Origin of the sequence: Inquilinus limosus, assembly GCF_002195995.1 — a bacterium.
In the GTDB taxonomy this organism is placed as follows: Bacteria; Pseudomonadota; Alphaproteobacteria; order DSM-16000; family Inquilinaceae; genus Inquilinus; species Inquilinus limosus_C.
The window spans coordinates 1-21115 of sequence record NZ_NHON01000043.1 but is presented as its reverse complement, the minus strand read 5'-3'; the positions used below and the strand labels follow the sequence as shown (position 1 = coordinate 21115).

Annotated in this window: 24 protein-coding genes; 15 read left to right on the top strand and 9 right to left on the bottom strand. The window is 70.7% G+C overall.

Annotated features, from left to right (window positions below):
* Positions 1 to 158 precede the first annotated feature (158 nt).
* The gene (locus BWR60_RS21225) at positions 159 to 941 is read right to left on the bottom strand and encodes a DUF899 domain-containing protein (RefSeq protein WP_088153012.1); all 783 of its coding nucleotides are present in this window, start codon (positions 939 to 941) and stop codon (positions 159 to 161) included.
* Between the two features lie 349 nt (positions 942 to 1290).
* On the opposite strand from BWR60_RS21225, the gene BWR60_RS21220 reads away from it, so the two are divergent.
* From BWR60_RS21220 to BWR60_RS21165, 12 genes are all read left to right on the top strand, one after another.
* Positions 1291 to 2793 (top strand): cyclic nucleotide-binding domain-containing protein, encoded by a 1503-nt coding sequence (locus BWR60_RS21220; protein ID WP_218823606.1) that lies wholly within the window; start codon positions 1291 to 1293, stop codon positions 2791 to 2793.
* 146 nt (positions 2794 to 2939) lie between these two features.
* On the top strand, positions 2940 to 3689 hold the full coding sequence (locus BWR60_RS21215; RefSeq protein WP_088153011.1) for an SDR family NAD(P)-dependent oxidoreductase: 750 nt from the start codon (positions 2940 to 2942) through the stop codon (positions 3687 to 3689).
* A gap of 78 nt (positions 3690 to 3767) precedes the next feature.
* The gene (locus BWR60_RS21210) at positions 3768 to 4319 is read left to right on the top strand and encodes an RrF2 family transcriptional regulator (protein WP_088153010.1); all 552 of its coding nucleotides are present in this window, start codon (positions 3768 to 3770) and stop codon (positions 4317 to 4319) included.
* 8 nt (positions 4320 to 4327) lie between these two features.
* Entirely contained in the window at positions 4328 to 4975 is a 648-nt protein-coding gene (locus tag BWR60_RS21205; RefSeq protein ID WP_218823605.1) for a response regulator transcription factor, read from the top strand.
* Between the two features lie 89 nt (positions 4976 to 5064).
* A complete protein-coding gene (locus BWR60_RS21200) occupies positions 5065 to 5466 on the top strand; it encodes a response regulator transcription factor (protein ID WP_088153009.1) in 402 nt (133 codons plus the stop codon).
* Position 5467: 1 nt separating this feature from the next.
* A complete protein-coding gene (locus BWR60_RS21195; RefSeq protein ID WP_179221876.1) occupies positions 5468 to 7156 on the top strand; it encodes a PAS domain-containing sensor histidine kinase in 1689 nt (562 codons plus the stop codon).
* 200 nt (positions 7157 to 7356) lie between these two features.
* A complete protein-coding gene (locus tag BWR60_RS21190) occupies positions 7357 to 8118 on the top strand; it encodes an SDR family oxidoreductase (RefSeq protein WP_088153007.1) in 762 nt (253 codons plus the stop codon).
* 32 nt (positions 8119 to 8150) lie between these two features.
* Positions 8151 to 8576 (top strand): hypothetical protein, encoded by a 426-nt coding sequence (locus BWR60_RS21185; RefSeq protein WP_088153006.1) that lies wholly within the window; start codon positions 8151 to 8153, stop codon positions 8574 to 8576.
* Positions 8573 to 9037 carry a carboxymuconolactone decarboxylase family protein gene (locus BWR60_RS21180; RefSeq protein WP_088153005.1) on the top strand — a complete coding sequence of 155 codons (465 nt, stop codon included), beginning with the start codon at positions 8573 to 8575 and terminating at the stop codon, positions 9035 to 9037. Before BWR60_RS21185 ends, BWR60_RS21180 begins: the two co-directional genes overlap by 4 nt.
* A 168-nt stretch (positions 9038 to 9205) precedes the next feature.
* On the top strand, positions 9206 to 9523 hold the full coding sequence (locus BWR60_RS21175) for an ArsR/SmtB family transcription factor (RefSeq protein ID WP_088153004.1): 318 nt from the start codon (positions 9206 to 9208) through the stop codon (positions 9521 to 9523).
* Positions 9516 to 9977, top strand: a complete 462-nt coding sequence (locus tag BWR60_RS21170; RefSeq protein WP_218823604.1) for an SRPBCC family protein — start codon at positions 9516 to 9518, stop codon at positions 9975 to 9977. Before BWR60_RS21175 ends, BWR60_RS21170 begins: the two co-directional genes overlap by 8 nt.
* The gene (locus BWR60_RS21165; RefSeq protein WP_343216413.1) at positions 9974 to 10576 is read left to right on the top strand and encodes an ATP-dependent Clp protease proteolytic subunit; all 603 of its coding nucleotides are present in this window, start codon (positions 9974 to 9976) and stop codon (positions 10574 to 10576) included. The genes BWR60_RS21170 and BWR60_RS21165 overlap by 4 nt, the downstream gene beginning before the upstream one ends.
* Before the next feature lie 201 nt (positions 10577 to 10777).
* Here the strand turns inward: BWR60_RS21165 and BWR60_RS21160 are convergent, their stop codons facing one another.
* From BWR60_RS21160 to pcaD, 8 genes are all read right to left on the bottom strand, one after another.
* A complete protein-coding gene (locus tag BWR60_RS21160) occupies positions 10778 to 12118 on the bottom strand; it encodes a 3-carboxy-cis,cis-muconate cycloisomerase (RefSeq protein WP_088153001.1) in 1341 nt (446 codons plus the stop codon).
* Positions 12119 to 12261: 143 nt separating this feature from the next.
* The gene (gene pcaF / locus BWR60_RS21155) at positions 12262 to 13467 is read right to left on the bottom strand and encodes a 3-oxoadipyl-CoA thiolase (protein WP_088153000.1); all 1206 of its coding nucleotides are present in this window, start codon (positions 13465 to 13467) and stop codon (positions 12262 to 12264) included.
* The gene (locus BWR60_RS21150) at positions 13464 to 14240 is read right to left on the bottom strand and encodes a CoA-transferase subunit beta (protein WP_088152999.1); all 777 of its coding nucleotides are present in this window, start codon (positions 14238 to 14240) and stop codon (positions 13464 to 13466) included. Before BWR60_RS21150 ends, pcaF begins: the two co-directional genes overlap by 4 nt.
* A gap of 2 nt (positions 14241 to 14242) precedes the next feature.
* Positions 14243 to 15100, bottom strand: coding sequence for a CoA transferase subunit A (locus BWR60_RS21145; protein WP_088152998.1), 858 nt, complete (start codon positions 15098 to 15100; stop codon positions 14243 to 14245).
* Between the two features lie 3 nt (positions 15101 to 15103).
* A complete protein-coding gene (gene pcaG, locus BWR60_RS21140; RefSeq protein WP_088152997.1) occupies positions 15104 to 15679 on the bottom strand; it encodes a protocatechuate 3,4-dioxygenase subunit alpha in 576 nt (191 codons plus the stop codon).
* Entirely contained in the window at positions 15676 to 16377 is a 702-nt protein-coding gene (pcaH, locus tag BWR60_RS21135; protein ID WP_088152996.1) for a protocatechuate 3,4-dioxygenase subunit beta, read from the bottom strand. Before pcaH ends, pcaG begins: the two co-directional genes overlap by 4 nt.
* The gene (pcaC, locus tag BWR60_RS21130) at positions 16374 to 16775 is read right to left on the bottom strand and encodes a 4-carboxymuconolactone decarboxylase (RefSeq protein ID WP_088152995.1); all 402 of its coding nucleotides are present in this window, start codon (positions 16773 to 16775) and stop codon (positions 16374 to 16376) included. Before pcaC ends, pcaH begins: the two co-directional genes overlap by 4 nt.
* The gene (pcaD, locus tag BWR60_RS21125; protein WP_088152994.1) at positions 16768 to 17577 is read right to left on the bottom strand and encodes a 3-oxoadipate enol-lactonase; all 810 of its coding nucleotides are present in this window, start codon (positions 17575 to 17577) and stop codon (positions 16768 to 16770) included. Before pcaD ends, pcaC begins: the two co-directional genes overlap by 8 nt.
* Before the next feature lie 111 nt (positions 17578 to 17688).
* On the opposite strand from pcaD, the gene pcaQ reads away from it, so the two are divergent.
* The 3 genes from pcaQ to BWR60_RS21110 all read left to right on the top strand — a co-directional run bounded on the left by pcaQ (position 17689) and on the right by BWR60_RS21110 (position 20854).
* Positions 17689 to 18630 carry a pca operon transcription factor PcaQ gene (pcaQ, locus tag BWR60_RS21120; protein WP_088152993.1) on the top strand — a complete coding sequence of 314 codons (942 nt, stop codon included), beginning with the start codon at positions 17689 to 17691 and terminating at the stop codon, positions 18628 to 18630.
* 201 nt (positions 18631 to 18831) lie between these two features.
* On the top strand, positions 18832 to 20106 hold the full coding sequence (locus BWR60_RS21115) for a multidrug effflux MFS transporter (RefSeq protein WP_088152992.1): 1275 nt from the start codon (positions 18832 to 18834) through the stop codon (positions 20104 to 20106).
* Positions 20107 to 20179: 73 nt separating this feature from the next.
* Positions 20180 to 20854 carry an HAD family hydrolase gene (locus BWR60_RS21110; RefSeq protein ID WP_088152991.1) on the top strand — a complete coding sequence of 225 codons (675 nt, stop codon included), beginning with the start codon at positions 20180 to 20182 and terminating at the stop codon, positions 20852 to 20854.
* Positions 20855 to 21115: the final 261 nt, after the last annotated feature.

Below are 21115 nucleotides of genomic sequence, written 5' to 3'. Positions count from 1 at the left end.
TGTTTTCTTCGCGAGATGTAAAAAGTTATTATTGCGGCAATCGCCTGCTCGAAATTGCGGCAGCGGATGAAATGGCATCCGGACAAGCCCGGGGGCGGTCGCGGATCATCGCGACCGCCCCCGGCGGTGAGTCCTCATGTCGGCCGGGCGCGCCCGGCCTATGACGGCGAGCCTGCGTTCTTGTTGCGGAAGGCGGCTTCGCCGGCATCCGACACCTCGACCCATCGCTTGTCGGGCGCGGCGCCGTCGACATAGCTGTCGTGCCAGTTCCACCATTTGTAGGTCGGGGTCTGCGGATAGCCCTCGGGCGAATCCTCCCACACCTCCTGCCGGCCCAGCGGGGTGATGTCGAGATAGTTCCAGGTGCCGCCCATCTGCTCGTCGCCGCGGCTGTTGACGAAATAGGTGCGGAACACGCGGTCGCCGTCGCGGATGAACACGTTGGTGCCGTGCCACTCATCCACGCCGAAATCGGCGTCGAAGCTGTCGGTGACGGTGACCCAGGGCATGGTCCAGCCCATATGCGCTTTCAGCCGGGCGATGTCGGCCTGCGGCGCCCGCGAGGCGAAGACCAGGGTGGTGTCACGGGCGTTCAGATGGGCCAGATGGGCGACCTGGTCGGCCACCATCGAGCAGCCGCGGCAGGCATGCTCGGGCCAGCCATGGACGCCCGGCTCATAGAAGGCGCGGTAGACGATCAGCTGGCGCCGGCCGTCGAACAGGTCGAGCAGGCCGACCCTGCCGGCGGGGCCGTCGAACGCGTAGTCCGTCCTCACCTCCATCCACGGCATGCGCCGGCGCTCGGCGGCCAGGGCGTCGCGGGCACGGGTGTGGGCCTTCTCCTTCACCAGCAGCTGCCGGCGGGCGGCCTCCCACCCCTCCGGCGACACCACCGGGGGCGTGTGCGGGACGGGGGCCTTGGTCTCGGCTGAATTCGTCATGATCTGCGACCTCCTGATTGGCGAGTTGCCGCGCCCCGGGACCGAAGCGCGGATCCAGCCGCGGCGCATCGCTCGGTGCTGGTCTTGACTTAGGGTGGGGTCGGGCCCCGGCCAGCCGGGAGTGACAATCGTGGCGCGAGTCCTGCGCCCGCGGGCCGGCCCGGGCCCGCCGCCGGTCGCGGTCAAGCTGTGCCGGGGTATCGGCCATCCTCGCCCTCGGGCGCATCGCCGCGGCCGCTTGCCCGCGATAGGCTGCCGGCGAAGCTCGCGCATGGCGCCGGCGCCGGCCGAACGGCGCGGATCTCCCGCCCGCCGTCGCCGCCCGGGCCGATACAGGATATGCGGCACCATGGACCAGATGTCCGTCCCGGCGCTCCTGGCGTCCCCGTTCGCGCATGTGATCCTGGTCGGGCTCGCCGGAATCCTCGCCTGGGGCCTGATCCCGGCGCGGCGCTCGAACACCCGCCTGCTGGTGCAGATCGCGTTCTTCCTGGCGATGACCGCGCTGCTCCTCCGCGACAGCCTCTCCCCCTCGATGGTCGAGAGCCGCCGGACGGCGGAGGACGGCGCCCTGCTGGTCGTCGCCGCCAGGCTGCTGTGGTGGGTGCACCTGGCCTGGGCCACCATCGGCGTCGTCCGCATCACCCTGGTGCTCGAGGGGCGCCCGCGCGAGGCGCGGCTGCTGCAGGACCTCGTCGTCGGCGGCGTCTATCTCGGCGTCGGCCTGTCAATCCTGGCCTTCGTCTTCGGCATCCCGATCGGCACGCTGGTCGCCACCTCGGGCGTCATCGCCATCATCCTCGGCCTGGCCCTGCAGAGCACGCTGAGCGACGTGTTCTCCGGCATCGCCATGACCCTCGGCCGGCCCTTCGCGATCGGCGACTGGATCGTCCTCAGCGACGGCACCGAGGGGCGGGTGGTCGAGAGCACGTGGCGCGCCACCCATCTGCTGACCGGGGCGAGCAACCTGGTCGTGCTGCCGAACAGCTTCCTGGCCAGGCTGGGCCTGACCAATGTCAGCCGGCCCGACGAATCGCATCTGGTGTCGCTGTCGCTGCGCCTGGCCCCGACCCGGATGCCGGCGGCGGTGATCGAGGTCATGCAGATGGCGCTGCTGAGCGCCGATTCCATCGTCAAGGAGCCGCCGCCCTCGGTGGCCCTGACCGGCCTGGACGCGTCGGCGCTGCAGATGGATCTGTCCTTCCGGGTCGCCAGCCCCGCCAGGCGGAGCCAAGCGCGGAACGAGGTGATCGACCTCGTCTACCGCCATTGCAAGTCGGCCGGGCTGCTGCTGGCGCCGCCGCCCGGGGGCATCGCCGCGATCAAGGACCTGCCGACCGAGGAGACGGCCAGCCCGCCGCAGGTCTCCCCGCTCGCGCTGATCGAGGCGATGCCGATCTTCGCCGGGCTGACGCATCAGGAGAAGCAGGCCCTGGCCGAGGCGACCGCCCCGCGCGCCTATCGCAAGGGCGAGGTCATCGTCCGCGAGGGCGACGCGCTGTCCTCGCTGATGATCCTGCGGGCCGGCATCGTCGTCATGCGCCATGGCGGGGCGGAGGCCGGGCGGCTCGCGCCCGGCGACTTCTTCGGCGAGACCGGGCTGCTGGCGGGGATGGGGGAGGCGTGCACGCTGGAGGCGCTGACCCGCGTGACCGTCTACGAGATCGGCCAGGAGGCCTTCGAGCCCCTGATCCACGACCGCCCGGCCCTGGCCGAGGACCTCGCCCAGGGCCTGTCCGCCCGGGCCGAGAAGGCCAGGGCGAACGGCATCCACGGGGCGAGGCACGACCGCGGCGCCCATGTCTTCCTGGGCGCCATCCGCACCGTCTTCCACCGGAAACCGGCCGGCTGACGCCGCCGTCGCGGCCGACCCATCCCGAAGGCCAGGGTCGGCCACCCATCGGTGTGGGGAAACGGACGCCCGCACAGTGTCGGCGGGCCCGCCGGCTGGGGGAAAGTAAGCCCGGCTCACAGGTCGGACATTCCGAGGACAACGAGATGCAGATGCTGAGGGACAAGGTCGCGCTGGTGACCGGCGGGAACAGCGGGATCGGCCTGGCCGCCGCGAAGGTCTTCGCCGCCGAGGGCGCGCAGGTGGTGATCACCGGCCGCCGCCGCGACGTGGTCGACCAGGCGGTGCGGGAGATCGGGTTCGGCGCGCTGGGCATCGACGGCGACGTCGCCGAGCCGGCGCATCACGACCGCGTGGCGGCGGAGGTAGCGGAGCGCTTCGGCCGGCTCGACATCTACATGGCCAATGCCGGGATCAACCAGATCACGCCTTCGGCCGAGGTGTCGGAGGCCGAATACGACGCGCAGTTCGCCGTCAACACGCGGGGCGTCTTCTTCGGCGTCCAGCGGATGGTGCCGATCCTGCGCGACGGCGGGTCGATCATCCTGGTGGGGTCGCTGGCCAGCGAGAAGGTGCTGGACGGGCATGCGGTCTATGCCGGCTCCAAGGCGGCGATCGGCGCCTTCGCCCGCAGCTGGGCGATCGAGCTGAAGGGGCGGGGCATCCGCGTCAACGTGCTGAGCCCGGGCCCGGTCGACACCGCGATCCTCGACAAGCTGGGCATCCCGCCCGAGAGGCGCGACGGGTTCGAGGCGGCGATGGCCGCGGCGATCCCGCTGGGCCGCCTGGGCCAGCCGGGCGAGCTGGCGCGGGCGGCGCTGTTCCTGGCCTCGGACGCCGGCAGCTTCGTCACCGGCATCAACCTGCGGGTCGACGGCGGCATGGCGCTGCTCTGAGCGGCCGACCGGAACTTGGACATAGTCAGTCCGAGTTTGCCGTTGCGCTTCGTAACTCGGACTGATAAGGTCCGAGTTATGGCTCACATCACGGCAAGCGTCGAATACGGGCTGCATTGCCTGCTCTGGCTGGTCGGCAAGGACGACACGCCGATGAGCACCCGCGACCTCGCCGACCTGCAGGGCATCTCGCCGGCCTTCCTGGCCAAGATCATGGCCAAGCTGGAGAAGGGCGGGATCGTCCGGGCCACGGAGGGGGTGCGCGGCGGCTACGTCCTGGCCAGGCCGGCGGAGGAGATCAGCTTCCTCGCCGTCGTGGATGCGATCGAGGGGCGCAAGCCGCTGTTCGACTGCCAGGAGATCCGCGGCCGCTGCGCCGTCTTCGGGGGCAACCCGCCCGGCTGGGCGACGGGAGGCGTCTGCGCCATCCACGGCGTGATGCTGCGGGCCGAGAAGGCGATGCGGCAGGAGCTGGCAAGGCAGTCCCTGGGCGACATCGCGCAGGGACTGTTCCGCGCGGCGCCGCCCGATTTCACGGCGGCGCTGGAAGAGTGGATCGACCGTCGGGTCGGCGGCCGCGGCCGCAGATCCGGCCTCGTCGACCCTTCCGACCCCGTTTCATCGAAGTGAGGTCACCCATGAATATGGTCGCTGCAAACGAGCGTCCCCTGGTGCTGATCGTCGATGACGACGAAGCCGTCCGCCTGGCGCTGCAGGAGCTGATGCTGTCGGTGGGGCTCGACGCCGTCGGCTTCGCCTCGGCGCGCGAGCTGCTGGACACGGCCCTGCCGGACCGGTCAGGCTGCCTGGTCCTCGACGTGCGCCTGCCCGGCGCCAGCGGGCTCGACCTGCAGCAGCAGCTCGCCGCCCACGGCAAGAACAAGCCGATCGTCTTCCTGACCGGCCATGGCGACATCCCGATGACGGTCCAGGCCATGAAGGCCGGCGCGATCGACTTCCTGACCAAGCCGGTGCGCGACCAGACGCTGCTGGACGCCGTCACCACCGGCATCGAGCGCGACGTCGCGCAGCGGGCCCGGGACCGTATCGCCCGGCGGCATGTCGACCATTACGGGACCCTGACCCGGCGCGAGCGCCAGGTGCTGGGCGCCGTGGCGCTGGGGCGGTTCAACAAGCAGATCGCCTTCGACCTCGGCATCAGCGAGGTCACCGTCAAGCTGCACCGCAGCAACGTGATGCGGAAGATGCACGCCACCTCGGTGGGAGAGGTGATCCGCGCGTGGGAGGCGCTTCCCGCCGACCTGCGCGAAGCAAATCCGACCTAGCCCCCGGGATAGTACCCAAGGGATCGCGGATGGGGCGACATGGAGGGCCAGCCGCGCCGACGAGGGCCGCCCGTGTGTCCAAGGTTCCCATGATCGCGATCGTCGACGATGACGAAGCCATGCGTGACGCTCTGTCAGACCTGCTGCAGGTGATGGGGTTCGAGAGCCGGTCCTTCGACTGTGGCGCCACCTTCCTGGCCGAGTTCGCGCCCGGCCGGTTCGACTGTCTGATCACCGATGTGCGGATGCCGGGAATCGACGGCATCGAGCTGCAGCGCCGGCTGCGCGCTGCGGGCTGCACGATGCCGGTGCTGATGATCACCGCGGTTCCCGACCCGGCGGCGCGGGCCCGTGCCCTGGGCGGCGGCGCCCGTGCCTACCTGACCAAGCCGGTGGATGACGGCGCGCTGCTCGGCCATCTCAGGGCGGCCCTGGGGCCGGAGGACGGACCTGGCGACCAGTGCGGCGGAGACCCATCACCGGGGGGCTGACATGGACGAGACGCTTCCTTCCACCGATGAACCCGATTTCGGGATCGTGTCGCGGCCCGGCGTGCCCTGCCGGGAGGTGGCCACTTGGAGGCTCGACATCGCCGGGGTCCGGCCGTTCATGAGCGCCCGGCTGTCCGGCAGCGGGCTGTGCCAGGCGGACTGGGTGACCGAGGTGCTTGGGCGGGCCCTGGTCGAGGATCTGAACGAGCGGAGCGAGCATCTGCTCGGGGGACCCAGCGGCCGCGACGAGATGATCGGCCGGCCCATCGCGGAGTTCTGGCCGCCGGACAGTAGAGCCGACCTGGCCGAACTGATCGCCGAGGTCGCGACGGCCCGGCCTCCCCGCGCCGAGCGGACGCGCGACATCGCCTCCCTGCTGCTCAGCCACCCGGTGCTGACGGTGCGGCGCTTGGACAATGGCGCCCGCGACACGGTGATCGTGACGGTGACGGGGCCGCTGAAGGACCACCGCTCCTACTGGTCGGTTCGCGCGAGCGAGGAGCGATACCGCAATCTCATCCGCCACCTGCCCAATCCGCTCCTGCGGGTCGATGCGAGAGCGATGGTGCCGATCTTCACGCAGCTGAGGACCGAGGGCGTCCATGATCTCGGCGCGTATCTTGATGCGCATCCGGAGCTGATCGACCTCGCCAAGCACAGCGTCCGCATCACCGAGATCAACCCCAGCGCGGCGTTGCTGTTCGGAGCGAGCAGCACGGCGGAGCTGATCGGCCCGGTGACCTGCCTGTTCGAGGCGTCGCCCGAGACGGCGCGGCGGGTGATGATCGCGCATTTCGACGGACGGCGCAGCCATGCCGAGGTGATGAAGCTGCGCACGCTCGACGGCCGGTTGCGCGACGTGCAGATGGCGGTGACATTCCCGACGCCGCCGGAGCAGCTGGACGTGACGGTCATCAGCCTCGACGACATCACCGACCGGCTGCGCACCGAGGCGCAGCTGCGCCAGCTCCAGGCCGATTTCACCCGCGCCGCCCGGATCTCGACCCTCGGCGAGCTCGCCACCTCGATCGCGCATGAGGTGAACCAGCCGCTGGCCGCGATCTTCACCAATGCCGAGACCAGCCTGCGCTGGCTGTCGCGCGACGAGCCCAACCTGGCCAAGGTGATCCAGCTGACGACGCGGATCGTGGCCAGCGCCCGCCACGCCAACGAGATCGTCCACCGCATCCGCTCCGCCACGGCGAAGCACACGCCGGAGTGCCTGCCCCTGGACCTGAACCAGGTGGTGAACGAGGCGCTGCTGTTCATCCGCCACAACATCGAGACCCGTTCGATCCAGCTGTTGGTCAGGCTCGGTCTCGGGCTGCCCGATGTCATCGGCGACCGGGTGCAGCTGCAGCAGGTGGTGGTCAACCTGCTGGTCAACAGCATCCAGGCCATCGGCCAGGCCGGGGAGGGGCGCATCGAGCTCAGCACGGGGCTCGGCCGGGACGGCGAGGTGGCCTTCGTGATCCGCGACAACGGACCCGGCATCCCGGAGGAGAATCTCGATCGCATCTTCGACGGCTTCTTCACCACCAAGGAAGAGGGGATCGGCCTCGGCCTCGCCATCTGCCAGTCGATCATGGCGGCGCATGGCGGCGGCATCGCCGCCTCGAACAGCCCCGAGGGCGGCGCCTGCTTCCGGCTGTGGCTGCCGGCGCAGCGGGGGGCGGCGACCCAGGGCTAGGACCGCCGCCGCGCGCCTGATCTATGCCAAGGTCGAGGTCGATCCATCCTTTGATGTGCGGGACTGGCGGTCGGCACAATGGCCGGGAAAGGTGGCGATCCACGATCCTTCCTCTCGTTTCCGGGCGCCGGCCGCGGGGCGAAGGGGAGGGACCCTCGACCGGAGCGGCAGCTGGTGCCCAGACCGTGAGAGGTGAATCCATGAAGATCGTCGTCATCGGCGGAACCGGCCTGGTCGGGTCCAAGGTCGTGGCCATGCTGTCCCAGAAGGGCCATCACGCCCTTGCCGCCGCCCCGGGCACGGGCGTCGACACCATCACCGGCCAGGGGCTGGCCGAGGTCCTGACCGCTGCCGACGTCGTCGTCGACCTCGCCAACTCGCCGTCCTTCGCGGACCAGGCGGCGATGGAGTTCTTCCAGACCGCCGGCCGGAACATCGCCGCGGCGGAGGTGAAGGCCGGGGTCCGGCATCACGTCGCCCTGTCGGTGGTCGGCACCGAGCGGCTGCAGGTCAGCGGCTATTTCCGCGCCAAGCTGGCGCAGGAGCGCCTGATCAAGGCGTCGCCGATCCCCTACACCCTGGTCCGCGCCTGCCAGTTCTTCGAGTTCATCCGCGGCATCGCGGATTTTTCCACGGTCGACGGCGTCGTGCGGCTGCCGCACACGCTGTTCCAGCCGATGGCGGCGCAGGACGTCGCCGCCGCGATCGCCGAGGCGGCGCTGGCCCCGCCGGCGAACGGCATGCGGGAGGTGGGCGGGCCCGTCCCGCTCCATCTCGACGACGCGGTCGCCAAGGTCCTGGCCTATGACAAGGACCCGCGCCGGGTGGTGACCGATCCGCAGGCGCCGTATTTCGGCATCAAGGTGGACGACACGTCGCTGATGCCCGGGCCGGACGTCCGCCTCGGCACCACCACCCTCGACTGGTGGCTGGCCAACGTTCCCCCGCCGCCGAAGAAGTGACAGGTGGCATCCCATCCAGAAAGGACCCAGCGATGCTGAAGCAGATCTGCGTCGGCGTGGCCGTATTCATGGGAGTCCTGGCCGAGGCGAACGGCGTCTTCATGCTGCTGTCGCCGGACGGCTGGTACTTCGCCGTGCCCGGCGTGACCACGACCGGCCCGTTCAACCAGCATTTCATCCGCGATATCGGCCTGATCTTCCTGTTCGTCGGCACCTCCTACCTGTTCGGCGCCGCGCAGCCGCGGCACCGCATCATCTTCTGGGCCGCGCCCACCCTGTGGCTGGCCGGCCATGCCCTGTTCCACTTCTGGGAGGTCGCCGTCGGCATCTGCGGGCCGTCGGTGCTGATCCGCGACTTCCCCGCGGTGACGCTGCCGGCCGCGATCGGGACGCTCCTGACCCTCTGGGCGATCGCTGACGCCCGCTCGACCCATTCCCTGACGGAGAGATACACATGACCCCGCGCCTGAACATCTTCCACGCCGCCCCGGAGGGCACCAAGGCGATGATCGCGGTCGGCGCCGCGATCGAGGGCAGCGGCCTGGAGCACAGCCTGATCGAGCTGGTGAAGCTGCGCGCCTCGCAGATCAACGGCTGCGCCTTCTGCATCCACATGCACGCCACCGACGCGGTGAAGCAGGGCGAGAGCCCGATGCGGATCCATCTGCTCGACGCCTGGCGCGAAGCCCCGGTGTTCACCGACCGCGAGCGCGCCGCGCTGGCCTGGACCGAAACCCTGACCCGGGTCGCCGACACGCACGCCCCGGATGCCGAATACACGGCGCTGAAGAGCCAGTTCAACGACGCCGAGATCGGCAACCTCACCCTGCTGATCGGCGCGATCAACCTGTGGAACCGGGTGCAGGTCGGCCTGCGCGCCATTCCCAGGGTCGACGCGCCGGCCCGGGACGCCGCCTGACCGGCATCAGGGGCTGCGCCGCCGGCGGCGCGGCCCCGCTGCCGCCGCCTCGGGGTTCCGGCGGCCGGGCTATCATCGGACTTGTCAGGGGGTAGGTTCTGTCGAGCCGCGCGCGGAGGCGGCGGGTGCAGCATTGCGAATCGAATAAGTATCCGCTTATATGTCTGCATGACCGCGCCCGAGATCTTCCAGGCCCTGGCCGACCCGACCCGCCGCGCCGTGTTCGAGCGGCTGGCCGAGGACGAGCTGAGCGTGACCGAGCTGAAGGCCGGCTTCGCCGTGTCGCAGCCGGCGATCTCGCAGCATCTCGCCGCCCTGCGCCGCGCCGGGCTGGTGGCGGAGCGGCGCGACGGCCGCTTCGTCTACTACCGCGCCGCGCCGGAGGGGCTGGCGCCGCTGGCCGGCTGGATCGACCGCTACCGCGCCTTCTGGCCGGAGAAGGTCGGCCGCCTCAAGACCCTGCTCGAGGACATGGATGATGAGTGATCCGACTCCCGATGATGCCGTCGTGGTCGATTGCGACCTGGACCATCCGCCGGAGAAGGTGTGGCGGGCGCTGACCGAGCCGGAGCTGCTCGCCGCCTGGTTGCTGCCGAACGACATCGCGGCGGAGGAGGGGCGGCACTTCACCCTGCGCGGCGCGCCGGGCACCGACAAGCCGGTGGATTGCGAGGTGCTGGCGGCGGAGCCGCCGCGGCTGCTGCGCTACAGCTGGCGCGGCCGGGATGCGGAGGCCCGGCCGCTCGACACGGTGGTGACCTTCACCCTGGACGGCACCGCGGCCGGCGGCACCCGGCTGCGCATCGTGCACAGCGGCTTCGGTGTCGAGGCCCGGGCGCTGCCCTGGACCGGCCGGCCGGCGCCGCGGCGGTCCCGCCTCGCGGCCCAACCACGGATCAAGGCCATGGCGGTCGGCGGGGGGCGGCGATGGGCGGCATGACGATGAACCTGGTGCCGATGGTGGTGGAGCAGTCGGGCCGCGGCGACCGCGCCTTCGACATCTTCTCCCGCCTGCTGCGCGACCGCATCGTGTTCCTGAACGGGCCGATCGACGACGGCGTCTCGGCGCTGGTCTGCGCCCAGCTGCTGTTCCTGGAATCGGAGGATCCGCGGCGCGAGATCGCGATGTACATCAACTCCCCCGGCGGGGTGGTCAGCAGCGGCCTCGCGATCTACGACACGATGCAATACATCAAGAGCCCGGTGTCGACCGTGTGCATGGGCACGGCGGGGTCGATGGGCTCCTTCCTGCTGATGGCCGGCGCGCCCGGCCGGCGCATCGCCCTGCCCAATGCCCGGGTGGTGCTGCACCAGCCCTCCGGCGGCTTCCAGGGCCAGGCCTCGGACATCGAGCGCCATGCCGAGGACATCGTCCGGCTGAAGCGGCAGGTGAACGAGATCTACGCCCGGCATTGCGGCCGGACCTATGAGGAGGTCGAGCGCACCCTCGACCGCGACCGCTTCATGACCGCCGAGGAAGCCAGGGCCTGGGGCATCGTCGATCACATCTACGCGCACCGGGAGGATGTGGCGGCGTAGCACCACGGCGCCCTTTGCGTTGCCTCTCCCGCTTGCGAGATCCCTTCGGAATCCCAAAACCGTCATTGCGAGCGCAGCGAAGCAATCCAGGGGCCGGTGCGCACCGGCCCCTGGATTGCTTCGTCGGCTTCGCCTCCTCGCAATGACGGCGAGGGACGGGCGCTCCCCGCAAGCGGGAGAGGCAACGAGTTCTCTCCACCATCAAGCGTTCCGAGCCGCCGTCAGCACCCGGTCGATGAAGGCGTCGGCCGCGCCCAGATGGCGGGCGGGGTCGCGCAAAGCGGGCCAGTCGACCGGGGCCTGGGACATCTCGGCCAGCAGGTCGAACAGATGGCGGCCGGCGGCGGTGGCCTTCGCCGCCGCCTCCTTCACCAGCGCCTGCGCCTCCGGCCGCGGCATGTGGGCGGCCAGGGCGAAGCTGGCGGCCTCGGCCAGCAGTAGGCCGTGCGAGGCCTCGAACTGCGCCGCCATCCGAGACTTGTCGACCGTCAGGCTGCCGGCGACGGCCAGGGCATGGGTGAGCGCCGCGCCGGCGGCGACGGCCATCTGCGGCAGGGCCAGCCATTCGACCGGCCAGGCGCTGCCGTCGCGCTCATGCTCGTGCAGCATCGCCTGCTGCAATTGCCCGGCCAGGCCGGCGTTGAAGCGGGCCAGCGCGACCAGCGTCTCCGGCCCCACCGGGTTGGATTTCTGCGGCATGGTCGAGGAGCCGCCGCCGGCGCCGGGCCGCACCTCCGCCACCTCGGTCTGGGCCAGCAGGCACAGGTCGCGGCCCAGCTTGCCCAGCGTGCCGGTGACCAGCGCCAGCCAGCCGGCGAATTCGGCGATGCCGTCGCGCTGGCTGTGCCAGGGCATCGGCGGCACGGCGAGGTCGAGGATCTCGGCCAGCGCCGCCTCGACCTTGACCCCGTCCGCGCCCAGCGCGCCGAGCGTGCCGCTGGCCCCGCCGAAGGACAGCAGGAACAGGCGGGGCTTGAGCTCGGCGAGGCGGTCGCGGTCGCGCAGCAGCGGCGCCAGCCAGCCCGCGGCCTTCAGGCCGAAGGACACTGGCGTCGCTTGCTGCGACCGGGTGCGGCCGGGCATCACCGTGGCGCGATGGGCATCGGCCAGCCCGGCCAGGGCCTGGATCAGCGCGTCCAGCCGATCCTCCAGGATCGCGATCACCCGGCGCAGCCGCAGCACCAGCCCGGTGTCGAGGATGTCCTGGCTGGTGGCGCCCCAATGCACCGCCTGGGCCGCCTCCTCGCCGGCCGATACCGCCACCGCCCGGCGCAGCGCCGCGACCAAAGCGGGGACCGGCACGCCGTCCTCCGCCGTCTTCGCGGCCAGCGCCGCGGCATCCGGGATCAGGGCGCCGGCGGCCGCGGCGATGGCGCTGGCGGACGCGGCGGGGATCACGCCGCAGCGCGCCTCGGCCTCGGCCAGCGCCGCCTCGACCTTCAGCATCGCCCGCAGCGCCGCGGTGTCGCTGAACATCAGCGCGGTCTCGGCGTCGGAGAGCAGTGGGCCGAGCAGGGCGGAGTCGAAGGGCGAGACGGTCATGGCGGCACTCTACCCCATGGGGCATTCAGTCGTGACGTATCAAAACCGTCATTGCGAGCGCAACGAAGCAATCCAGGGCCGCTTGCCGTGGCCCCTGGATTGCTTCGTCGGCTTCGCCTCCTCGCAATGACGGTGAGGGAGGCCTAGACCGCTTCCAGCGCCAGGGCGATGCCCTGGCCGACGCCGATGCACATGGTGGCCAGCGCCCGTTTGCCGCCGCCGAGGCTCAGCTGCAGCGCCGCGGTGCCGGCGATGCGGGCGCCGGACATGCCGAGCGGGTGGCCGAGCGCGATGGCGCCGCCATTCGGGTTCACATGGGCCGCGTCGTCCGGCAGGCCGAGGTCGCGGGTCACCGCCAGGGCCTGGGAGGCGAAGGCCTCGTTCAGCTCGATCACGTCGAAATCGCCGATCGACAGGCCGAGCCGCGCCATCAGCTTGCGGCTGGCGGGGGCGGGCCCGAAGCCCATGATCCGCGGCTCGACGCCCGCCGCGACGCCGCCGAGCACGCGGGCGATCGGAGTCAGGCCGTGGCGCGCGGCCGCGGCCTCGGACGCCACGATCAGCGCCGCGGCGCCGTCATTGACGCCGGAGGCGTTGCCGGCGGTGACGGTGCCGCCCTTGCGGAACGGGGTGGGCAGGGCGGCCAGCCTCTCCAGCGAGGTCTGGCGCGGATGCTCGTCGCGGTCGACCATGATCGGCTCGGCCTTCCGCTGCGGGATGGTCACCGGCACGATCTCGCGCGCCAGCCTTCCGTTGGCCTGGGCGGCCAGCGCCTTCTCCTGGCTGCGCAGGGCGAAGCCGTCCTGGTCGGCGCGGCTGACCCGGAACTGCTCGGCCACGTTCTCGCCGGTCTCCGGCATCGAATCGGTGCCGTACAGCGCCTCCATCCGCGGGTTGACGAAGCGCCAGCCGATGGTGGTGTCGTAGACCGCGTTGGAGCGGGAGAAGGCGCTCTCCGCCTTCGGCATGACGAAGGGCGCGCGCGACATGCTCTCGGCGCCGCCGGCCAGCATCAGCTCGGCCTCGCCGGCCTTGATCGCCCGGGCGGCGATGGTCACGGCGTCGAGGCCGGAGCCGCAGAGGCGGTTGACGGTGGAGCCCGGGATCGCGGAGGGCAGCCCGGCCAGCAGCAGCGCCATGCGGGCCAGGTTGCGGTTGTCCTCACCGGCCTGGTTGGCGCAGCCGAGCACGACGTCGTCGACCGCCTCCCAATCGACCTTGCCGTGACGCTCCATCAGCGCCTTCAGCGGGATGGCGGCGAGGTCGTCAGCGCGCACCGCGGACAGGGCGCCGGCATAGCGGCCGATCGGGGTGCGCAGATAGGCGCAGATATAGGCGTCGCGGCTCATGCGGCCTCTCCATGGGCGATGCGGGTGCGCTCCTTCAGGTCGCGCAGCGTCTTCAGCTCCAGCGCCGAGGGCGGCGGGGTCTGTTCCAGATTGTCGGCGAAGCGGACGGTCCAGCCGCAGGTCTCCTGCACCTGCTCGCGGGTGACGCCCGGATGCAGCGAGACGACGGTGAACTCGCGGGTGGCCGGGTCGGGGCGCCAGACGGCGAGGTCGGTGACCAAGAGGGTCGGGCCCTTGGTGGTGACGCCGCGGCGGGCGCGGTCGTCGCCGCCCGTGCCGTGGCCGAGCGAGGTGAAGAAGTCGATGGTCTCCACCATGCCGCGCTTGTTCTGCTTCATGGTGATGAAGATCTCGCCCGAGGAGGTCGCGATCTCCGGCGCGCCGCCGCCGCCGGGCAGGCGGACCGACGGGTGGTGATAGTCGCCGATCACCGTGGTGTTGATGTTGCCGAAGCGGTCGAGCTGGGCGGCGCCGAGGAAGCCGATGGTGATGCGCCCGCCCTGCAGCCAGTAGCGGAACATCTCCGGCACCGCGACGGTGGTGACGGCGGTGTCGCACAACTCGCCGTCGCCGATCGACAGCGGCAGCACGTCCGGCGCGGTGCCGATGGTGCCGGATTCGTAGATCAGGGTGATGTCCGGGGCGTGGGTCAGCCGCGCCACGTTGCAGGCGGCGGAGGGCGCGCCGATGCCGACGAAGCAGACATCGTCGTTGCGCAGCGCCCGGGCCGCCGCGATGGTCATCATCTCGTCAGGGGTGAAGGCGTCGGCCATGCTCAGGCCCTCCCGCTCAGCGTCGCGGCCCGGCCGGCGAAGGCGTCGGGGCCGCTGTCGATCACATTCTCCTTCATCCAGGCCAGGAAGCCCTCGCGGTCGGCGGCGATCTTGTCCCAGGCCAGGTAGAAGGCGTTGTCGCGCGGATAATAGCCATGGGCGTAGGATGGGTGGGCGCCGCCTTTGACCTGGACGACCGAGGTCACGGTCCAGCGCGGCAGCACGCAGGCATTGGGGTGGACCCCGTCGAAATCCTCGACGATCTCCTCCACCGTCACCACCGACCGCTTGGCCGCCAGCACCGCCTCCTTCTGCACCCCGACGATACCCTCGATCAGAATGTCGCCGCGGCGGTTCGCCTTCTGGGCGTGGATGAAGGTCACGTCCGGGCGGATCGCCGGCACGGCCGCCAGGATCTCGCCGGTGAAGGGGCAGGTGACCGTCTTGATGTTCGGGTTCACCTCGGCCAGGCCGGCGCCGCGATAGCCGCGGAACACGGCGCAGGGCAGGCCGGCCGCCCCGGCCTCATAGGCGTTGGCCATGGCGGCGTGGGAATGCTCCTCGATCGCCACCGGGTTCGGCCAGCCCTTCTCGATCGCGTCGCGCACCCGGCGCAGCAGGCCGACGCCGGGGTTGCCGGCATAGGAGAAGACCAGCTTCCGGGCCATGCCCATGCCGACCATCTGGTCGTAGACCAGGTCGGGCGTCATCCGCACGAGGGTCAGGTCGCGCCTTCCCTGGCGGATCGCCTCATGCGCCGCGGCGTGCGGGATCAGATGGGTGAAGCCCTCGAAGGCCGCGGTGTCGCCGTCATGCAGGTTCTCGCCGACGGCCTCGGCCAGGGTCTGGAATTTTGCCATGGGTCAGATCTCGAAGAAGACGGTCTCGCCGTCGCCCTGCATGCGGATGTCGAAGCGGTAGCGGCCGGGGCCATCGGGCTGGGCGATCAGGGTGCTGCGCCGGGCCTCGGGCACGGCCAGGAGGACCGGATCCTGCGCATTCGCGGCCTCCTCCGGGAAGTAGATCCGGGTGAAGCAATGCACCAGCAGGCCGCGCATGAAGACGATGACGCTGAGATGCGGCGCCTGGCCCGGCCTGGGCGCACCCGGCCGGATGGTGTCGAAGACGAAGCGCCGCTCCGGGTCCGTGCCGGTGCCGCAGCGGCCGAAGCCGGTGAAGCCGTCATTGGCGGTGCGCTGCGGGCCCGGGAACATGCCCTTGGAGTCCGCCTGCCAGATCTCGATCAGCGCGTCCTCGACCGGCTGGCCGGCGCCGTCCAGCACCCGGCCGGCGACGCGGATGCGCTCGCCCGGCACGGCGTCGCCGGCCATGGCGCCGTCGGCGATCTGCGGAAAGTCATAGCCATATTGCCGCGGCGTCAAGCCGTAGGCGAAGAAGGGGCCGACCGTCTGCGACCCGGTCTGGGGAAGCTTGCTCATCGGTGGCCGTCCTCCATCGGCGTTGCCAGCCGCCCGCGCAGCACGATGTCGAATTCGTATCCCAGCGCGACCTCCGGCTCGGTCAGGTCGAGCTTGAAGGCCGCGATCAGCCGCTCGCGCCCGGCCGGGTCGGGGATGCTGTTGAACATCGGGTCCAGCGCGTGCAGCGGGTCGCCTGGGAAATACATTTGCGTCACCAGCCGGGTGGCGAAGGCCGGGCCGAACAGCGAGAAATGGATGTGCTGCGGCCGCCAGGCATTGGCGTGGTTGCGCCAGGGATAGGCGCCCGGCTTGATGGTGAGGAAGCGGTAGCGGCCCTCGGCATCGGTGACGCAGCGGCCGGCGCCCAAAAAATTCGGGTCCAGCGGCGCGTCGTGCTGGTCCACCTTGTGGATGTAACGGCCGGCGGCGTTGGCCTGCCACAGCTCGACCAGCGTGTTGGCCACCGGTCGCGCATCCTCGTCCAGCACCCGGCCGGCGACGATGATGCGCTCGCCCAGCGGCTCGCCATTGACCCGGCCGTTGCGGGTCAGGTCGGCCTCGCCCTCCGGCGCCGCGGGGAAGGTCGGGCCCTGGTGCTCGGACAGCGCGCCGGTCAGCGGAATCAGCTTCTGCGACGGCGCCCGCAACACGGTCGAGCGGTAGCCCTCGTAGAGATGCGGCGGATGGATGCGCCAGTCGCGCGGCTGGAAGCTCACTTCGTCTCCTCCCGGTCGTCCAGGCCGTCGCGTTCGGCGAAGACCTGCTTGGCGATGGCGAAGGCGGCATTGGCCGCCGGCACGCCGGCATAGACCGCGACATGCAGCAGCGCCTCGCGGATGTCCTCCGGCGTCGCGCCGGTGTTGACGGTGGCGCGGATGTGCATTGCCAGCTCCTCGTGATGGCCCAAGGCGGCCAGCAGCGCGATGGTCAGCATCGACCGCTCGCGATGGGTCAGTTGCGGCCGGCTCCACACCCCGCCCCAGGCGCCGCGGGTGATGAACTCCTGGAACGGCGCGTCGAACTCGGTGGTGCGGGACTGGGCGCGGTCGACATGGGCGTCGCCCAGCACTTTGCGGCGCACCGCCATGCCCTGGTCGTGGAGCGGGTCAGCCATGGGCGGCCTCATTCCCGAGGGGCGTGCCCTCGCCGATGAAATCGCGGATCAGCCCGGCCAGGGCCTCCGGCGCCTCGACGCAGGGGATGTGGCCGGCGCCCGGGATGTCCCGGTAGCGCGCGCCGGGGATCAGGGCGGCCAGCGACCGCACCAGCTCCGGCGTCGTGGCGATGTCCGCGGTGCCGCACAGGCACAGGGTCGGCACTGCCACGCCCTTTGCCGCCGCGGTCAGGTCGCCGTCGCGCAGGGCGGCGCAGGCGCGGATGTAGCCGTCCACCGGGGTGCGGCTGAGCATAGTGCGGGCGGCTGCGACCAGGTCCGGCTGCCGGGCCCGGAACTCCGGCGAGAACCAGCGCTCCATCGTCGCCTCGGCGATGCTCGCCACGCCATTGGCCTCGACCGCCGCGATCCGTTGCTGCCAGGCCTCGGCCGTGCCGATCCTGTGGGCTGTGTCGCAGAGGAGCAGCCGGCCGACCAACTCCGGCCGCAGCTTGGTGAGGCCGAGCGCGATCATGCCGCCGATCGACAGGCCGACCACCGCCGCCCGACGGATGCCGCGGGCGTCGAGCAGCGCCGCCAGGTCGGCGGCATGGGTCTCGATGCTGTCGCCGCCCTCGCTGCCGGAGAGGCCATGGCCGCGCTTGTCGTAGCGGAGGGTGCGATATTCAGGAAACCGCGGCACCACCGCATCCCAGATGCGGAAATCGGTGCCGACCGAGTTGATGAAGACCAGGGTGGGCGCGTCGCGCGGGCCCCTGTCCTCGACATGCAGCACGATGCCGTTCGCCTTGACCGCGTCCATCCCTTGCCCTGGCTCGATTCCTGCGGTTCGTCCCGCTGTGACGCCGCACTGTGCGCGGCCCAAGCGGTTATGTAAAATAAGGAATTCGCCGAGAAACATAACCGGATGATTATGGCGGACACTGCGCTGACGATCGAGCGGCGGATCAAGCTGCGCCACCTGCAATGCTTCCTCGAGGCGGTGCGGCTGCGCAGCGTGGTGGCCGCGGCCGACGCTCTGGGGATCAGCCAGCCGGCGGTGTCGAAGACCCTGCGCGAGCTGGAGGAGGCGCTGGGCGCGCCGCTGTTCGACCGCAGCCGCAAGGGCGTGGTGCTGACCCCCTTCGGCCGCACCTTCCTGCACCATGCCGGCACCAGCGTCACGGCGCTGCGCCAGGGCATCGAGAGCGTGGTGCGGGCGCGCGCGGCGGGGGAGGAGCTGCTGCGCGTCGGCGTGCTGCCGACCGTGGCCGGGTTGATGATGCCGGCGGCGCTGGAGCGGTTCCGCACCGCCTGCCCCGGCGTGGTGGTGCGGGTGGTGGACGGGCCGAACCAGATGCTGCTGGGCCAGTTGCGCGTCGGCGGGCTGGACCTGGTGCTGGGCCGGCTGGCGGAGCCGGAGCAGATGACCGGCCTCAGCTTCGAGCACCTCTATTCCGAGCGCATCGCCTTCGCCGTGCGGCCCGGCCATCCGCTCTTGTCCCGCCCGGGCCTGGCGGTGCGCGACATCAGGGCCTATCCGGTGATCGCGCCGCCGCCGGGGTCGGTGATCCAGCCGACCGTCGACCGCCTCTTGATCGCCGCCGGGATCGAGGCCCTGCCGAACCGGATCGAGAGCGTGTCGCCGACCTTCGGCCGCTCCTATCTCCGCCGCACCGACGCGGTCTGGATCATCTCGCGCGGCGCCGTGGCCCAGGATGTGGAGGAGGGCGTGCTGGCCGAGTTGCCGCTCGCCTCCGGCGATTCCACCGGCCCGGTCGGCCTGACCATGCGGGCCGAGGTGCCGCCGACCGATGCTGGAAGGATCTTCATGGCCATGGTGCGCGACGCGGCGCGCGAGGTGCGGGGCGCCTGACCGCCGATCGCAGGACCCGGTTCCCCTCCGCGGGCGAGGGGCAGCGTTGCGCGACAAGCCCTTGCCCCGGATCGCGGTTTGGGCGGAAGGTCATCCTGTTTCTCATCATCCCCGCGGGGGCGGGCAGCGCTCGACCGGCACCACCGCCCAGGCGGCATGGCGCGGGCCGGGCCGTGCCGCGTGCAAGCGAGACCGGAGCGGATGTCGTTCGTCAGCAGGATCACCGGGGGCGCGAAGGTGCCCGGGCGCGCCGCGCCCGCGCCGGGCTTCGCCGAGTTCGTCGGCCTGATCGCCTTCATGATGGCGCTGATCTCGCTGTCGATCGACAACCTGCTGCCGGCCTTCGGCGCCATCCAGGCCGATCTCGGCATCGCCGACGCCAACGCGCTGCAATACGTCCTCACCGCCTACATGGCCGGCTTCGGCGTGATGCAGCTGATCTACGGCCCGATCTCCGACGTCATCGGGCGACGGCCGACGCTGATGATCGGGCTGACCGTCTACACCTTCGGCAGCATCCTCGCGATCGTCGCCCATGGCTTCGAATGGCTGCTGATCGCCCGGGTGGTGCAGGGCATGGGCGCCGCCGCGGCGCGCGTGCTGACCGTCACCATCGTCCGCGACCGCTTCTCCGGCCGCGAGATGGCGCGGGTGATGTCGCTGACCATGATGGTGTTCATCATCGTGCCGGTCTTCGCCCCGGCGATCGGCCAGGCCTTCCTGTTCCTCGGCGGCTGGCACGCCATCTTCGTCAGCATGCTGGTGCTGGCCCTGGTGCAGATCGTCTGGTTCAACCTGCGGATGCCGGAGACGCTGCATCCGGAGTATCGCAAGCGGCTCTCGCCCTCGGCGATCGGCAGTGCGATGCGGCGCTGCGTCACCACCCGGGTGTCGATCGGCTATGCCAGCGCGATGGGGCTGATGATGGGCGCGCTGATGTCCTATCTCGGCTCCTCCCAGGCGATCTTCGAGACCGATGTCTATGCGCTGGGCACCTACTTCCCGATGGCCTTCGGGCTGATCGCGATGGTGATGGGCTTCGCCTCCTTCCTCAACTCGCGGTTGGTGCGCCGGCTGGGGATGCGGCGGCTGTCGCACACCGGCATCCTCGGCTTCGTCGCGGTCGGCGCGCTGCAGGTCATCTTCGCCTTCGTCTTCGGCGGCAAGCCGCCCTTGTTCCTGTTCGGCGTGGTGCTGGCCGCCAACATGTTCCTGTTCAGCCTGACCGTGCCGAACTTCAACGCCATGGCGATGGAGCCGCTGGGCGACGTCGCCGGCACCGCCTCCTCGGTGTTCGGCAGCTACACCACGATCGTCAGCGCCATCCTCGGCGCCGTCGTCGGCCAGGCCTTCGACGGCACGGTGGTGCCGCTGGCCTTCGGCTATTTCGGCCTCGGCCTGCTGGCGCTGCTGATCGTGCTGTGGACCGAGCGCGGCCGGCTGTTCGTGCCGCACCATCCCGATCCCGTGCGGTAGGGCAGGCTTCCCCTCCGCGCCGGATCGGCTACATCTGTCCCGAGGCCCTGTTCCCCGACGCGGAGACCGTGAGATGCGCCAGCAGACCTCCTTCCTGTTCGACCTCGACGGCACACTGGTCGACAGCGTCTATCACCACGTCATGGCCTGGCGCGAGGCGCTGGACGCCGAGGGCATCGAGCTGTCGGTCTGGCGCATCCACCGCAAGATCGGCATGAGCGGCGGCCTGTTCACCAACATGCTGCTGCGCGAGACCGGGCTGGACATCAGCGACGAGCGGGTGGAGCGGCTGCGCCGCCGCCACGCCGAGGCCTACAACCGGCATTCGGAGCAGAGCGTGCCGCTGCCCGGCGCGCGCGAGCTGCTGGCCTGGCTGACCGAGGCCGGCATCCCCTGGGCCATCGCCACCAGCGGGCGGATGGAGACGGCGCGGCCGGTCTTGGAGAATCTCGGCGTCGATTTCGACCAGGTCCCGGTCGTCACCCGCGACCTGGTGAAATACGCCAAGCCCGACCCCGACCTGTTCCTGGCCGCGGCCGAGAAGCTGGGCGTGCCGATCGAGCGCGCCCATGTCGTCGGCGACAGCGTCTGGGACATGTTGGCGGCGCAGCGGGCGCGGGCGCTGGGCATCGGCTTCCTGTCCGGCGGTTACGGCCAGGACGAGCTGGAGCGCGCCGGCGCCTACCGCGTCTTCGAGGACCCGGCCGACATGCTGCTGCATATCGACGAGGTCGGCGGTCGGCGGTAGGGCCACCCTCACCGTCATTGCGAGGAGGTGAAGCCGACGAAGCAATCCAGGGGCCACGGCAAACCGCCCTGGATTGCTTCGCTGCGCTCGCAATGACGGTTCAGGACCTGAGAGCCTAGAGCGGGATGAATTTATCTGAGGTCATAACCGGCCTGGGCGAAGAAGTTGCGGCACTGTGGCGGGGTGACAGTGTCGAGGATGGAGGCGATGGCGTCGCAGATAGCGTCGGGGTTGCGTCGAGCGGCCTTGCGCAGGAGGTGC

Excerpts from the sequence above, each read along its gene's own strand:
- BWR60_RS21225 (WP_088153012.1), bottom strand. The coding sequence starts at position 941 with ATGACGAATTCAGCCGAGACCAAGGCCCCCGTCCCGCACACGCCCCCG.
- BWR60_RS21220 (WP_218823606.1), top strand. The coding sequence starts at position 1,291 with ATGGACCAGATGTCCGTCCCGGCGCTCCTGGCGTCCCCGTTCGCGCAT.
- BWR60_RS21215 (WP_088153011.1), top strand. The coding sequence starts at position 2,940 with ATGCAGATGCTGAGGGACAAGGTCGCGCTGGTGACCGGCGGGAACAGC.
- BWR60_RS21210 (WP_088153010.1), top strand. The coding sequence starts at position 3,768 with ATGGCTCACATCACGGCAAGCGTCGAATACGGGCTGCATTGCCTGCTC.
- BWR60_RS21205 (WP_218823605.1), top strand. The coding sequence starts at position 4,328 with ATGAATATGGTCGCTGCAAACGAGCGTCCCCTGGTGCTGATCGTCGAT.
- BWR60_RS21200 (WP_088153009.1), top strand. The coding sequence starts at position 5,065 with ATGATCGCGATCGTCGACGATGACGAAGCCATGCGTGACGCTCTGTCA.
- BWR60_RS21195 (WP_179221876.1), top strand. The coding sequence starts at position 5,468 with ATGGACGAGACGCTTCCTTCCACCGATGAACCCGATTTCGGGATCGTG.
- BWR60_RS21190 (WP_088153007.1), top strand. The coding sequence starts at position 7,357 with ATGAAGATCGTCGTCATCGGCGGAACCGGCCTGGTCGGGTCCAAGGTC.
- BWR60_RS21185 (WP_088153006.1), top strand. The coding sequence starts at position 8,151 with ATGCTGAAGCAGATCTGCGTCGGCGTGGCCGTATTCATGGGAGTCCTG.
- BWR60_RS21180 (WP_088153005.1), top strand. The coding sequence starts at position 8,573 with ATGACCCCGCGCCTGAACATCTTCCACGCCGCCCCGGAGGGCACCAAG.
- BWR60_RS21175 (WP_088153004.1), top strand. The coding sequence starts at position 9,206 with ATGACCGCGCCCGAGATCTTCCAGGCCCTGGCCGACCCGACCCGCCGC.
- BWR60_RS21170 (WP_218823604.1), top strand. The coding sequence starts at position 9,516 with ATGAGTGATCCGACTCCCGATGATGCCGTCGTGGTCGATTGCGACCTG.
- BWR60_RS21165 (WP_343216413.1), top strand. The coding sequence starts at position 9,974 with ATGACGATGAACCTGGTGCCGATGGTGGTGGAGCAGTCGGGCCGCGGC.
- BWR60_RS21160 (WP_088153001.1), bottom strand. The coding sequence starts at position 12,118 with ATGACCGTCTCGCCCTTCGACTCCGCCCTGCTCGGCCCACTGCTCTCC.
- pcaF (WP_088153000.1), bottom strand. The coding sequence starts at position 13,467 with ATGAGCCGCGACGCCTATATCTGCGCCTATCTGCGCACCCCGATCGGC.
- BWR60_RS21150 (WP_088152999.1), bottom strand. The coding sequence starts at position 14,240 with ATGGCCGACGCCTTCACCCCTGACGAGATGATGACCATCGCGGCGGCC.
- BWR60_RS21145 (WP_088152998.1), bottom strand. The coding sequence starts at position 15,100 with ATGGCAAAATTCCAGACCCTGGCCGAGGCCGTCGGCGAGAACCTGCAT.
- pcaG (WP_088152997.1), bottom strand. The coding sequence starts at position 15,679 with ATGAGCAAGCTTCCCCAGACCGGGTCGCAGACGGTCGGCCCCTTCTTC.
- pcaC (WP_088152995.1), bottom strand. The coding sequence starts at position 16,775 with ATGGCTGACCCGCTCCACGACCAGGGCATGGCGGTGCGCCGCAAAGTG.
- pcaD (WP_088152994.1), bottom strand. The coding sequence starts at position 17,577 with ATGGACGCGGTCAAGGCGAACGGCATCGTGCTGCATGTCGAGGACAGG.
- pcaQ (WP_088152993.1), top strand. The coding sequence starts at position 17,689 with ATGGCGGACACTGCGCTGACGATCGAGCGGCGGATCAAGCTGCGCCAC.
- BWR60_RS21115 (WP_088152992.1), top strand. The coding sequence starts at position 18,832 with ATGTCGTTCGTCAGCAGGATCACCGGGGGCGCGAAGGTGCCCGGGCGC.
- BWR60_RS21110 (WP_088152991.1), top strand. The coding sequence starts at position 20,180 with ATGCGCCAGCAGACCTCCTTCCTGTTCGACCTCGACGGCACACTGGTC.